The following is a 13,395-nucleotide window of genomic DNA, read 5'->3' on the forward strand; positions in this document are numbered from 1 at the left end:
TCAGGCTTCAACCACCAGATTGGTGAGATGCTCAGGCTTGAGTGCCTGCTGCAATTGCTCAGCGGTCATATGTCCCTGCGCAAGCACGACCTCCGGCACCGTCTGACCGGTGGCAAGCGCTTCCTGCGCAACCTTGGTGGCAGCATAGTAGCCGATCAGCGGATTAAGTGCTGTGGCAAGACCGATGGATTCTTCCACGCGGCGCGCCATGATTTCCGGGTTCGCGGTAATGCCATCCACGCAGCGTTCTGCAAGAATGCGGCAGGCGGCACCAAGATGACTGATGCTTTCAGACAAAGAGCGCACGATGATCGGCTCAAATGCATTCAACTGCAACTGACCGCCTTCGGCTGCCATTGTGATCGTGATGTCGCTGCCGATAACCGCAAAAGCCACCTGATTGACCACTTCCGGGATTACCGGATTGATCTTGCCCGGCATGATGCTGGAGCCTGCCTGAACGGCGGGCAAGTTGATTTCGCCAATGCCAGCGCGCGGACCAGAGGACAATAGCCGCAGATCATTACAGGTCTTGGAAAGCTTGACTGCAACGCGCTTCAAAACACCCGAAAGATGCACGAAGGCGCCGGGGTCCTGAGTTGCTTCAATCAGATCGCTGGCCGTGACCAGCGGGCGACCTGTCAGACGCGAAAGGTGCTCACAGGCAAGCGCTGCATAGCCTTTCGGTGCATTGAGGCCGGTACCGATTGCCGTGGCACCAAGATTGATCTCGTGCAGAAGTTTGGCCGATTCCAGAAGCCGTAAGCGATCCTCGCCGAGCATCACCGCAAAGGTACGAAACTCCTGACCGAGCGTCATCGGAACAGCGTCCTGAAGCTGGGTGCGCCCGACCTTCAGCATCTTGTCGAATTCGCGCGCTTTACGCTCAAACGATGCCTGAAGAATTTCCATGCAATCGGCCAGTTCATCAATGGCTTCAATCAGACCGACATTAATCGCGGTCGGATAGGCATCATTGGTCGACTGGCTGAGATTGACATGGTCGTTGGGATGCAGATGCGCATAATCGCCCTTTTCATGCCCAAGCAATTCCAGCGCACGATTGGCGATAACCTCGTTGGCATTCATGTTGGTGGATGTGCCCGCACCGCCCTGAATGACATCAACGACGAAGTGATCATGCAGCGCGCCATCACGAATTTCGCGGCAGGCACTGACAATTGCATCGAGGTGCTGGCGGCTTAGAAGGCCCAGCTCATGATTGGCCAGCGCTGCGGCTTCTTTGACGAAAGTCAGGCCGCGGACCAGATAAGGATAACGCCCGATGCTTACACCTGTGATCTGAAAATTATCAACTGCTCGCGCCGTATGGACGCCCCAGTAAGCATCTGCGGGCACCTCCTTTGCACCAAGCAGATCATGTTCAACGCGCGTTCCGACCACTTTGTCCTCCTGAACTCGAAACGTTAAATCTGTCCGACAGCATGACAGATTTAACTCGGTTACTCCTCCTTACGGCAGCCGTCAACACAGTTGTGAACTTGACTCGTGTTTTCCGATATGCGTTAAAGCCGCAATCAAATCTGTCATGCAGCTTTACAGAAAATGCAACGGGAACGAATTGAAGCATGTTCAAAAGCCTGCTCCCCCTGGGGTGGTGAGGTTTCTTTTCTCAACAATGCTTTCAATTAAAACAAAAGATGCATTGCCGGGCCGTGCACGAGCTCCATGTATCTGACTGTTTCAAAAATGCCGTTCTTCGTTGCGGGTACTGCGTAAAGCTATAGCCTTTATTCAAAACTGAGCTCTCAGGGAGGAGCGATGACAACGGAATTTATCAAGGCCACACCGGCCGAACGCGAAGTCTTCACCGAAGAAGACCGCGGCTATCACAAGGCGCTGAAGCCGCGTCAGATTCAGATGATTGCCATCGGGGGAGCAATCGGTACGGGTCTGTTTCTGGGTGCAGGCGGACGTCTGGCACAGGCTGGTCCGTCACTTGTGTTCGTTTATGCCGTGTGTGGCTTTTTCGCATTTCTGGTGCTGCGCGCCCTTGGCGAGCTGATCATGCATCGCCCAAGCTCCGGCTCATTCGTCTCTTATGCCCGTGAGTTCTACGGGGAGAAGATGGCCTTTGCGGCAGGCTGGATGTACTGGCTCAACTGGGCCATGACATCGATTGCCGACGTGACCGCCGTCGCGCTTTATATGAATTTCTTCAAGCATTATGTTCCATGGCTCGAAGGTATCGACCAATGGATGTTTGCAATGACCGCGCTCATCCTCGTTCTTTCGATGAACCTGCTCTCGGTCAAGGTTTTCGGTGAGCTGGAATTCTGGTTCAGCCTCGTCAAAGTGCTGTCACTGGTGATCTTCCTGATCGTCGGCATTTATTTCGTCGTGTCCGGCACACCGATTGACGGTCATCAGCCCGGCTTCCATCTCATTCGTGAGAGCGGCGGTTTCTTCCCCAACGGCATCTTGCCCGCGCTCGTGATCATACAGGGCGTCGTCTTCGCCTATGCCTCGATCGAGCTGATCGGCACCACGGCTGGCGAAACAGAAGACCCGCGCAAGATCATGCCGGGCGCAATCCGCACCGTCGTTTTCCGCCTGATCGTCTTTTATGTTGGCTCGGTTCTGCTGCTCACCATGTTGCTACCGCATACACTTTATTCGGGTGGTGAAAGCCCGTTTGTGACCTTCTTCAGCAAGATCGGTGTTCAGGGTGCAGATATCATCATGAACCTCGTCGTGCTGACTGCGGTTCTGTCATCGCTGAATGCGGGTCTTTATTCGACCGGGCGCATTCTGCACTCAATGGCTGTCTCGGGTTCCGCACCCGCTGCACTTGCCAAGATGAACAAGAACGGCGTGCCTTATGGCGGTATTGCCGTTACCGCTGTCGTCACCGCAATCGGTGTTGCACTCAATGCCGTTGTGCCTGCCGCAGCTTTTGAAATTGCGCTCAATCTTGCTTCGCTCGGCATCATCACCGCCTGGGGTGTGATCATCCTTTGCCAGCTCAAACTCTGGCATCTGTCACGCAAGGGTGAAATTGCCCGTCCAGATTTCCGCATGTTCGGCGCACCTTACACCGGCATTCTGACGCTTCTGTTCCTCTTCGGCGTTCTGGTTCTGATGGCTGCGGATTACCCCGTTGGCTCCTATACGATTGGTTCGCTGATTATCATTATACCCGCACTGGTTATTGGCTGGTATTGTCTGCGAGACCGAATCTATCGTCTGGCGGAACAACGCGCGGCTGATACAAAGAAAAGCAGCTGAGTGGGGGGAAAGAGTGAATAACAGGCAATTCAAACCATTGGTGGCGGTCATCGCCACCGGTGGAACTATTGCAAGCAAACGCGGGGAAGATGGCGCAAGCACGCCGACGCTGAATGGCGACGATCTGCTTGCAACACTGGGCCATGTCGATGCACGATTGCGTCCGATCGATCTGATGGCGAAGGATTCATCCAGCCTGACGCTGATCGACATGCAGACCATCAGCGATGCTGTTGAAACGCAGATCGCGGACCCGGAAATCGATGGCGTTGTCGTGTTGCATGGCACTGACGCCATGGAAGAAACGGTGCTGCTCGTGCATCTGCAGCGCCATCTTTCCAAGCCGGTGATCTTCACCGGCGCACAGTTCACTGCAGATCACCCCGATGCCGATGGTCCATCCAATTTGACGACCGCAATCCATCTGGCTGCAGACCCGGCCAATGCGGAAAAAGGCGTGCTTATCGCCTTTGGCGGCCGGATTGTGCCTGCATGGGGCGCATTCAAGTTCAGCAGTGATCACGCCGATGCGTTCCGGTCGGTGCGCGATCTGGAAAGACCAGATGCTATCCGCCTGCCCGCATCTGTAAGCGCAACACGGGTCGATATTGTTGCCATTCATCCGGGTTGTGATGACGTGCATCTTCGGGCGAGCATTCAGGCGGGAAGCCATGGAATTGTGCTGGCAGCGCTCGGCTCCGGCAATGCCAATGCGACAATCGTTGAAGCCGTGAAGCAGTGCACGAAACGCAATATCCCGGTCGTGGTTTCAAGCCGCGTTCCAACGGGCGTGCTGGTGCCAGGTTATGGTGGCGGTGGTGGCGGTCATGATCTGGTTGCAGCCGGTGCTGTACATTCACAGACCCTGCGGCCCGGTCAGGCGCGTATTCTTCTGGCAAGCCTTATTGCCAGCAAAAGCCCGAAAGATGCGATCACAAAGGCTTTTGACGATCTGAACCCATAAAGCTCATCCGCAACCACGAGAGAATCTAAAGCGTGTCGTTCCCTACGGCGCGCTTTTTTGTTTTCACGCATATCTTGTTCCGAAAGCAGGTCGCCATTTTTCGGGATGCGCTCTGGCCCTCACCCGACGCCAAAACATATATGACTTTTTTATATTTCAGCCTTTTCCCCTCTCTCGAAACCCTATGCACAGCGGCAGCATAATACCCGCGTGAAACAGGGAGCCCCACAGGCAATCAGGCCGGGGGCAATAGAAATGACAATGGATATCGCCGTGCTTGGTATCGGCATCGCATTCTTCGCAATGCTGTTTGGCTATTTGCGTCTTTGCGAGAGGCTTTGAGGAACCCGCCATGCTGATTGAATATATCGCGGGCGCCTTGGTCGCGGCTTTTGTTGTCGCTTACCTTCTTTACGCGCTCATTCGTCCAGAACGGTTCTGAATAAGCAGCGGATTTGAGCCTAGAGCATAATTCCTTAAACCTAGATCAGTTTAAGGTAAAATTATGCTCTGATTTTAAAGTGTCAGAGCGACCTTTGGGCGTCCTATTGGACGCCCGGCGCTCTAAAGCGCGTCCCGAAAAGTGGGAACCGGTTTTCGGATGAGATGCGCGTTAAACCAAAGATTTATCGCGCCGATCTGTTTCAATCAGATCGAAACGCGCTCTGATCAGGCTTGGGAAAAACCATGACAATCAATGGATGGATACAGATCCTCATCTTTTGCGGGATCATCATCGCGCTCGTAAAGCCGCTTGGCAGCTATATGACGCGCGTTTTCACTGGCGAGCGCACGTTTCTATCGCCTGTCCTCGTTCCCATCGAACGGGGGCTTTTTCGCTTGGCGGGTACCAGCGAGCGCGAGGAACAGCACTGGACGAGCTATGCGGCCGCCATGCTGCTGTTCAATCTTGCGGGCTTCCTGCTTCTTTACTTTCTGCAGCGCGCGCAAGGTTCTCTGCCCTTCAACCCGATGGGCATGAGCAATGTGCCTGCGGACCTGGCCTTCAACACGGCAACAAGTTTTGTGACCAACACCAACTGGCAGAACTATGGCGGCGAAAGCACCATGTCCTACCTCACCCAGATGGCAGGCCTTACGGTCCAGAACTTCGTTTCGGCTGCAACGGGTGTGGCCATTGCGATTGCGCTCATTCGCGCTTTCTCGCGCAAATCTATGAAGACGCTCGGCAACTTCTGGGTCGATCTCACACGCTGCATTCTCTACATTCTGCTGCCGTTATGCATCGTCATGACACTGGCTTTTGTGGCGCTTGGTGTGCCGCAAACGCTCGGCTCCTATGTCGAAGCCACCACACTGGAAGGTGCGCGTCAGGTCATAGCGCTTGGGCCAGTTGCCTCGCAGCTCGCAATCAAAATGCTCGGCACCAATGGCGGTGGCTTCTTCAATGCCAACTCCGCACATCCGTTTGAAAATCCCGATGCCATCTCGAATATGATCCAGATGGTCGCGATCTTTGCCATCGGTGCAGGCCTTACCAATGTGTTTGGTCGAATGGTCGGCAATGAAAAGCAGGGCTGGGCGATCTTCGCTGCAATGGGCGTGCTCTTCGTGGCCGGTGTTGCTATTTGCTATTGGGCAGAAGCCGCGGGCAACCCGCTGATCCATGCGCTTGGCATTGATGGCGGCAATATGGAAGGCAAGGAAGCCCGCTTCGGCATAACCATGTCGGCATTGTTTGCTGTGGTCACAACGGCTGCGTCCTGCGGTGCGGTTATCGCCATGCATGACAGCATGATGGCGCTTGGCGGCATGATCCCGATGATCAACATGATGCTGGGCGAAATCATCATCGGCGGCGTGGGCGCAGGTTTCTACGGCATCATTCTGTTTGTGATCGTCGCAATCTTCGTTGCTGGTCTGATGGTCGGACGCACGCCGGAATATCTCGGTAAAAAGATCGAGGCCAAAGAAGTAAAGATGGCCATGCTTGCCGTCCTCTGCCTGCCGCTGTCGATCCTTGGCTTTACCGCTATTGCCTCGGTCATACCGACTGGCCTTGCATCCATCGCCAATCCCGGACCGCACGGCTTTTCGGAAATTCTTTATGCCTATACGTCAGGCACGGCCAATAATGGCTCGGCCTTTGGCGGCCTCTCGGGCAACACGCCCTGGTATAACATCACCATAGGTCTTGCGATGCTGATGGGCCGCTTTCTGGTCATCGTTCCGGCACTGGCAATTGCTGGTTCACTGGTTGCCAAGAAATCAGCGCCCGAATCTGCCGGGACATTCCCGACCCATGGACCGCTTTTTGTCGGCCTTCTGATCGGTGTCATTCTCGTTGTGGGTGGTCTGATCTTCTTCCCTGCGCTGGCGCTCGGACCTGTGGCTGAACATCTTGCGATGATTAACGGGCAGACATTTCAATGATTAGCCCCTCAAACCTCATTCTCCTCATCCTTGCAGCAGTGCTGATGATTGTCTTTGCTGCAGAATTTCTGGGTCCGCTTTTCTGGAGTTCCCTATGAGCAAGTCCCAATCCGCCAAAGTAGTTAAAACCGGCATGCTTGATGCCCGCATCCTCATTCCCGCTATCGGCGATGCTTTTCGCAAGCTCAACCCCAAGAGCCTTGCGCGCAATCCCGTCATGTTCGTCGTGGCAGTCGTCTCGCTGCTCACCACCGTTCTTCTGCTGAAGGACATTGCGACCGGCGGAGCCAATATCAGCTTTTCTTTCCAGATCGTGCTGTGGCTCTGGTTCACGGTGCTGTTTGCCAATTTTGCCGAAGCCGTTGCCGAAGGGCGCGGAAAGGCTCAGGCAGAATCCCTGCGCCGTACTCGCACGGAAACACAGGCCAAACTGCTTGGTGATATAGGCCAGAAAGACTTTACGACTGTGCCTGGCACAAGCCTCAAGATCGGCGATGTGGTGATCGTTGAAGCAGGCGATATCATTCCATCGGATGGCGAAGTCGTCGAAGGTGTAGCGTCCGTCAACGAAGCAGCCATTACAGGTGAATCCGCCCCGGTCATTCGTGAATCGGGTGGTGACCGCTCTGCAGTTACAGGCGGTACGCAGGTTTTGTCTGACTGGATCAAGGTTCGCATAACGGCAGCACAGGGCTCGACATTCATCGATAAAATGATCAGCCTTGTCGAAGGCGCTGAACGCCAGAAGACGCCAAACGAAATCGCCCTCAACATCCTGCTTGCAGGCATGACGCTGATCTTCGTTCTGGCAGTTGTGACAATCCCGAGCTTCACTTCTTATGCTGGCGGCTATATTCCCGTCATCGTGCTGGTGGCTCTTTTTGTAACATTGATCCCCACCACAATCGGCGCGCTTCTGTCAGCAATCGGCATTGCCGGCATGGACCGTCTGGTGCGCTTCAATGTGCTTGCGATGTCTGGTCGTGCGGTGGAAGCTGCCGGTGACGTTGACACCCTGCTGCTCGACAAAACCGGCACCATCACGCTCGGCAATCGTCAGGCAACCGCTTTCATGCCGGTCAGCGGTGTGAATGAACTGGCACTGGCCGATGCCGCACAATTGGCCTCGCTCGCAGATGAAACACCGGAAGGCCGTTCCATTGTCGTGCTGGCCAAGGAAAAATACGACATTCGCGGCCGCGATATGCAGAGTCTCAATGCCAGTTTCGTGCCTTTCACGGCACAAAGCCGGATGAGTGGTGTCGATATTGATGGATCGTCAATCCGCAAGGGCGCGGTTGATGCCGTACTCAAACATACAACGTCGGATGAGAAGACCGTCCATGAACTGCAAGCCCTTGCCGACACCATAGCCAAAACCGGCGGAACGCCGCTGGCCGTCACCAAGGATGGACGCCTGCTTGGCGTCATTCACCTCAAGGATATCGTCAAGGGTGGTATCCGCGAGCGTTTCACTGAATTGCGCCGTATGGGTATCCGCACGGTAATGATCACCGGCGATAATCCAATGACGGCAGCTGCAATTGCTGCGGAAGCCGGTGTCGATGATTTTCTGGCGCAGGCAACGCCTGAAAACAAGCTCGAACTCATCCGTGAGGAACAGGCCAAAGGCAAGCTCGTGGCCATGTGCGGCGACGGCACCAATGACGCGCCTGCCCTCGCACAGGCAGACGTCGGTGTTGCCATGAATACCGGCACGGTTGCCGCGCGAGAGGCCGGTAATATGGTCGATCTCGACAGCGATCCGACCAAGCTCATCGAGATTGTCGAGATCGGCAAGCAATTGCTGATGACGCGCGGCGCTCTCACGACCTTCTCGATTGCCAATGATATTGCCAAGTATTTTGCGATCATCCCGGCGATGTTCCTCGCCTTCTATCCGCAGCTTGGCGCGCTCAACATCATGGGGCTTGCAACGCCACAAAGCGCGATCCTCTCGGCGATCATCTTCAATGCACTCATCATTGTCGCGCTGATTCCACTGTCGCTGAAGGGCGTCACATACAAGCCCGTTGGAGCAGGTGCGCTGCTGTCTCGCAATCTGCTGATCTATGGACTTGGCGGTGTCGTTGTTCCGTTCATCGGCATCAAGGCCCTTGATGTGGCCATAGTTGCCCTCGGTCTGGTTTAAGGAACTAGAAAATGCTGAAACAACTTCGTCCAGCACTCGTCATAATCGTTGCTCTTACCGTCATCACCGGGTTGATCTATCCGCTTGGCATGACCGGTCTTGCACAAGCTATCTTTCCACAACAGGCCAATGGCAGCCTGATCGAGAAAGACGGCAAGGTAATCGGCTCCGAACTGATCGGGCAGAAATTTGCAGGCGACCGCTATTTCCATGGCCGTCCTTCTGCGGCAGGCAAGGAAAGCTATGATGCAGCCAGTTCCGGTGGCTCCAACCTTGGGCCAACCAATCCGGCACTGATCGAACGCATCAAAGCCGATGCGGATGCGCTCAAACAGGGCAACCCCAACGCTGAGGTGCCGATGGACCTCGTCACAACATCGGCAAGCGGGCTTGATCCGCATATCTCGCCGGAAGCAGTCCTTTTTCAGGTGCCACGTGTTGCCAACGCGCGCGGCCTTGATGAAGCAAGCCTTCGCGGTATCGTCGAACAGCAGATCGAACAGCGCGAACTTGGTTTTCTGGGCGAGCCGGTGGTCAATGTGCTGAAGCTCAATCTTGTTCTGGACAGAACGAGTAATAACTAGAGTAGAATAGCGGCGGGTTTTCCCGCCGCCTTCTTATTTTGAGGAAACAACGCTTGGTATCGGACGATCTTCGCCTTGGCGATATAAGGCCTTCCCCCGATGCGCTGCTTGAACAGGCAGAGCGCGAAACGCGTGGCCGTCTGAAGATATTTCTGGGAGCAGCTCCCGGCGTCGGCAAGACCTATGAAATGCTGATGTCCGGACGCGCGCGCAAGGCTGACGGCATTGATGTGGTGATCGGCATTGTCGAGACGCATGGGCGCAAGGAAACCGAAGCTCTCGTCGATGGGCTTGAAATCATCGACCGCACCGAAATTTCCTATCATGGCCATCGGCTCGATGAGATGGACATTGACGCGATCCTTAAAAGACAGCCCCAACTGGTTCTGGTGGATGAGCTGGCCCATACCAATGCGCCAGGCAGCCGTCACCCCAAGCGCTATCAGGATGTCGAGGAAATTCTCGCACGCGGGATCGATGTTTATACCACGCTCAATATCCAGCATGTCGAAAGCCTCAATGATGTGGTAGCTCAGATCACCCGCATCCGCGTTCGCGAAACCGTGCCAGACAGCATTATTGACCGGGCCGATGATATTGAACTGATCGATCTCACGCCGGATGATCTCATCAAGCGGCTCGATCAGGGCAAGATCTATCTGCCCAAAACCGCAAAACGCGCCATTCGCAACTATTTCTCTCCCGGCAATCTGACTGCCTTGCGAGAGCTGGCACTCCGCCGCACAGCCCAGCGGGTTGACGAGCAGTTGCTAACCCATATGCGCGCCAATGCCATACAGGGGCCATGGGCTGCCGGCGACAGGGTGCTTGTTGCGGTCGACCAGCGCGCAAACAGCGCTTCACTGGTCCGCTATGCGCGGCGGCTTGCCGACCGGATGCGTGCACCCTGGGCTGCCATCCACATCGAGACGCCGCGTTCCGCCAGTCTTTCCGATGAAGCCAAGGATCGGCTTGCGGCAACCATGCGACTTGCCGAGCAGCTTGGCGGCGAGACCATCATCATTCCCGGCCAAAGCATTGCCGAAGAGCTCGTGCGCTATGCTTCAACGCATAATTTTACGCATATCGTTGCCGGAAAATCGGCCAAACCGCGATGGCGTGAGGCAATCGAAGGCTCAGTCGGACATGCACTGATCCGCCAATCCGGCGCAATTGACGTTCATATCACTGCTGCCGCTGACCGCGACAATGCCGGTTCCGCCCGCAGCATTAAAACCGTCAGCCATTCAACCGGATACAACGTTAAGCCCTATCTCGCAGCATCTCTTGTTACAGCCTGCGCGCTTGGTGTCGGGCTTCTGCTCGACCAGTTTCTCGATGTGCGAAGCATCGCTCTGGTTTTCGTTGTGGGCGTTCTCGGCGTTGCGGTCACACTCGGCCTCTGGCCAGCGTTGTTTGTCTCGGTTTTAAGCGCATTTGCCTATAATTTCTTCTTCCTCTCCCCGCTCTACACACTATCCATCGCCGATCCCGAAAGCGTGGTGGCGCTTTCGTTCTTCCTGCTTGTCAGCTTCGTTGCCAGCAATCTGGCAAGCCGCGTCCAGAGACAGGCCACGGCCGCACGCCAGCGTGCACACATGACGGAAGACCTTTATCTGTTCAGCAAAAAGCTCGCGGGAACCGGCTCACTCGACGATGTACTTTGGGCGACCGCCTTTCAGATAGCCTCCATGCTCAAAGTGCGGGTCGTCATCCTGCTGCCGGAAGGCGAAAGCATCGCCGTTCGCGCGGGCTATCCGCCGGATGACAGCCTTGTCGACGCCGATATTGCAGCAGCTCACTGGGCCTGGGAGCATGAACTGCCGGCGGGACGCGGCGCAGATACCTTACCCGGCGCCAAGCGGCTTTATCTTCCGCTTAAAACCGCGCGAACCTCCGTGGGCGTGATCGGCCTCGACAATGATCGGCAGGGGCCAATTCTTACGCCGGAACAGCAAAGGCTTTTTGAAGCGCTCAGTGATCAGGCGGCCATTGCCATCGAGCGTGTGCAGCTTGTGGGCGATGTTGAACGCGCCAAGCTTGCAGCAGAGGCAGACAAGCTCCGCTCGGCGCTTCTCACCTCCATATCGCACGATCTTAAAACCCCGCTTGCGGGCATTATGGGTGCTGCCACCACATTGCGCGACTATTCTGGTTCACTGCCGGATAATGATCGCACCGAATTGCTCTCGACCATTGTCGAGCAATCCGAGCGGCTCAATCGTTTCATTGCCAATCTGCTCGACATGACGCGGATTGAATCGGGCGCTATGGAGCCCAATCTGTCGCTGTATTATCTCGGCGATATTGTGGGTACAGCGCTTCATCGTGCCACCAAGATTTTGGCGCATCATAAGGTTCAGGTGGCGGTGCCAACTGACCTTCCTATGGTGCGGCTCGATGCGGTTTTGTTCGAGCAGGTGCTGTTCAATCTTTTGGACAATGCCGCAAAATACGCGCCGCAAGGTTCAGAAATCGCCCTTGAAGCGCATGTCGAACGTGGTCGTGTGACGCTCGAAATCAGCGATCATGGCCCCGGCATTCCCAATGTCGATCTTGAACGGATTTTCGATACGTTCTATCGCGTGCGCAAGGGTGATCATGTGCAGGCAGGAACCGGACTTGGTCTTTCCATCGCACGTGGCTTTACTGAAGCAATGGGCGGAACCATTCGTGCCGGAAACAGAGCTGACGGTTCCGGTGCATGTTTCACATTAACCATACCGCTGCCGGTTCAAGAAACGGACAAGAACGCATGAACGACCCCAAGCCGAAAATTCTGGTGGTCGATGACGAGCCACCCATTCGCAAATTGCTGCGGGTTGGGCTTACGACCGAAGGTTATACGATCATTGAAGCGGCCACTGCGCGAGAAGCAGAAATGCTGCTCGAGAGCGAAAAGCCCGATCTCGTTCTGCTTGACCTTGGTCTGCCCGACACGGACGGCCACGAACTCCTTCGTCTATGGCGCGAGCGGGGACTGACGCTGCCAGTCCTCATCCTTTCAAGCCGTACCGATGAGGCAGGCATTGTGCGCGCACTTGAAACCGGTGCAGACGATTATGTAGCCAAGCCCTTCGGCATGAAGGAGCTGGCAGCAAGAACGCGGGTAGCACTGCGCCATAAACTGCACCAGCAGGGCGAGAAGCCGGTTTTTCAGAGCGATGGTCTGTCAGTCGATCTGGTGAGGCGCATCGTCAAGCTGGATGAGACAGAGATAAAGCTCTCGCCAAAAGAATATGAAATCCTGCGCCTGCTCGTGCAGCATGCGGGCAAGGTGCTGACGCATCAATATATTCTGAGCCATGTTTGGGGACCGGCAGCCGATGTGCAATATCTGCGTATCTATGTCCGCCAGCTGCGCCAGAAGATCGAGAAATCTCCCGATCAGCCGCATTATATTCTGACGGAAACAGGCGTCGGCTATCGCCTGCGCGAAGCCGACGCAATGGGCACCTGATCAGGCTTTCGTCGTTTTGGACTTTTTGAGCGCCTTGCCGTGATTGGAAATCCAGTCCATGGCCGCCAGAAGCACACCCGAAATTACGAAAACCAAATGGATGATGACCATCCACTTGATGTGGTCGGCGGAGTATTTGGCAACGTCCATGAAGACTTTGAGAAGATGGATACCTGAAATCGCCACGATGGAGGCGACCAGCTTCAGCTTGAGCGCTGAGAAATCGACTTCGCCCTGCCAATCAGGACGGTCCTTGTGATCGGCGAGATCCATGCGGCTGACGAAGTTTTCATAACCTGCAAAAATCACGATCATCAGGAGATTGGCAGCAAGGCTGAGATCGATCAGCGCCAACACGCCAAGAACAGCATCATTGACGGTCATCGACGGGATGATCAACGCCAAATGCCATAGCTCAACCATAAAAACCCACACCAGAATGACCAACGCCAAAGCGAGGCCAATATACATGGGTGCCATCAGCCAGCGACTGGCGAAAAGGCTGCGTTCGATCAGTCGTTCCATGGCATGCTCCTAAAATCTGGCAGGAGACGCCACTATCACGCGGGCGTGATCGCAGCAAGATAGTGTT

General features: G+C 55.3%; 11 protein-coding genes. 9 read left to right on the forward strand and 2 right to left on the reverse strand.

The window, feature by feature from the left end:
- Window positions 1–1,404, reverse strand: coding sequence for an aspartate ammonia-lyase (locus tag ACSME1_RS13300; RefSeq protein WP_435655368.1), 1,404 nt, complete (start codon window positions 1,402–1,404; stop codon window positions 1–3).
- 378 nt (window positions 1,405–1,782) lie between these two features.
- Between ACSME1_RS13300 and ACSME1_RS13305 the strand changes: the two genes are divergently transcribed.
- From ACSME1_RS13305 to ACSME1_RS13345, 9 genes are all read left to right on the forward strand, one after another.
- Entirely contained in the window at window positions 1,783–3,249 is a 1,467-nt protein-coding gene (locus ACSME1_RS13305) for an amino acid permease (RefSeq protein ID WP_151091227.1), read from the forward strand.
- A 13-nt stretch (window positions 3,250–3,262) separates the two neighbouring features.
- Window positions 3,263–4,213 carry an asparaginase gene (locus tag ACSME1_RS13310; protein ID WP_435655369.1) on the forward strand — a complete coding sequence of 317 codons (951 nt, stop codon included), beginning with the start codon at window positions 3,263–3,265 and terminating at the stop codon, window positions 4,211–4,213.
- A 210-nt stretch (window positions 4,214–4,423) separates the two neighbouring features.
- Window positions 4,424–4,555, forward strand: a complete 132-nt coding sequence (locus tag ACSME1_RS13315) for a hypothetical protein (RefSeq protein ID WP_264232274.1) — start codon at window positions 4,424–4,426, stop codon at window positions 4,553–4,555.
- Between the two features lie 10 nt (window positions 4,556–4,565).
- The gene (gene kdpF / locus ACSME1_RS13320) at window positions 4,566–4,655 is read left to right on the forward strand and encodes a K(+)-transporting ATPase subunit F (RefSeq protein WP_435655370.1); all 90 of its coding nucleotides are present in this window, start codon (window positions 4,566–4,568) and stop codon (window positions 4,653–4,655) included.
- Window positions 4,656–4,900: 245 nt separating this feature from the next.
- On the forward strand, window positions 4,901–6,607 hold the full coding sequence (gene kdpA / locus ACSME1_RS13325) for a potassium-transporting ATPase subunit KdpA (protein WP_435655371.1): 1,707 nt from the start codon (window positions 4,901–4,903) through the stop codon (window positions 6,605–6,607).
- A gap of 94 nt (window positions 6,608–6,701) precedes the next feature.
- Window positions 6,702–8,759, forward strand: a complete 2,058-nt coding sequence (gene kdpB / locus ACSME1_RS13330) for a potassium-transporting ATPase subunit KdpB (protein ID WP_435655372.1) — start codon at window positions 6,702–6,704, stop codon at window positions 8,757–8,759.
- Between the two features lie 11 nt (window positions 8,760–8,770).
- The gene (gene kdpC, locus ACSME1_RS13335) at window positions 8,771–9,343 is read left to right on the forward strand and encodes a potassium-transporting ATPase subunit KdpC (protein WP_435655373.1); all 573 of its coding nucleotides are present in this window, start codon (window positions 8,771–8,773) and stop codon (window positions 9,341–9,343) included.
- 53 nt (window positions 9,344–9,396) lie between these two features.
- Window positions 9,397–12,102: a DUF4118 domain-containing protein gene (locus ACSME1_RS13340; protein WP_435655374.1), complete on the forward strand. Its 2,706-nt coding sequence runs from the start codon at window positions 9,397–9,399 to the stop codon at window positions 12,100–12,102.
- Window positions 12,099–12,803 carry a response regulator transcription factor gene (locus ACSME1_RS13345; protein ID WP_024896982.1) on the forward strand — a complete coding sequence of 235 codons (705 nt, stop codon included), beginning with the start codon at window positions 12,099–12,101 and terminating at the stop codon, window positions 12,801–12,803. The genes ACSME1_RS13340 and ACSME1_RS13345 overlap by 4 nt, the downstream gene beginning before the upstream one ends.
- Here the strand turns inward: ACSME1_RS13345 and ACSME1_RS13350 are convergent, their stop codons facing one another.
- Window positions 12,804–13,328, reverse strand: coding sequence for a TIGR00645 family protein (locus ACSME1_RS13350; protein ID WP_435655375.1), 525 nt, complete (start codon window positions 13,326–13,328; stop codon window positions 12,804–12,806). It lies immediately after the preceding gene.
- Between the last annotated feature and the right edge of the window lie 67 nt (window positions 13,329–13,395).

The organism is Brucella pituitosa, assembly GCF_965577835.1.
In the GTDB taxonomy this organism is placed as follows: Bacteria; Pseudomonadota; Alphaproteobacteria; order Rhizobiales; family Rhizobiaceae; genus Brucella; species Brucella pituitosa.

Coding starts and splice junctions, on each gene's coding strand:
- ACSME1_RS13305 (WP_151091227.1), top strand. CDS start 1,783: ATGACAACGGAATTTATCAAGGCCACACCGGCCGAACGCGAAGTCTTC.
- kdpF (WP_435655370.1), top strand. CDS start 4,566: ATGCTGATTGAATATATCGCGGGCGCCTTGGTCGCGGCTTTTGTTGTC.
- kdpA (WP_435655371.1), top strand. CDS start 4,901: ATGACAATCAATGGATGGATACAGATCCTCATCTTTTGCGGGATCATC.
- kdpB (WP_435655372.1), top strand. CDS start 6,702: ATGAGCAAGTCCCAATCCGCCAAAGTAGTTAAAACCGGCATGCTTGAT.
- kdpC (WP_435655373.1), top strand. CDS start 8,771: ATGCTGAAACAACTTCGTCCAGCACTCGTCATAATCGTTGCTCTTACC.
- ACSME1_RS13345 (WP_024896982.1), top strand. CDS start 12,099: ATGAACGACCCCAAGCCGAAAATTCTGGTGGTCGATGACGAGCCACCC.
- ACSME1_RS13350 (WP_435655375.1), bottom strand. CDS start 13,328: ATGGAACGACTGATCGAACGCAGCCTTTTCGCCAGTCGCTGGCTGATG.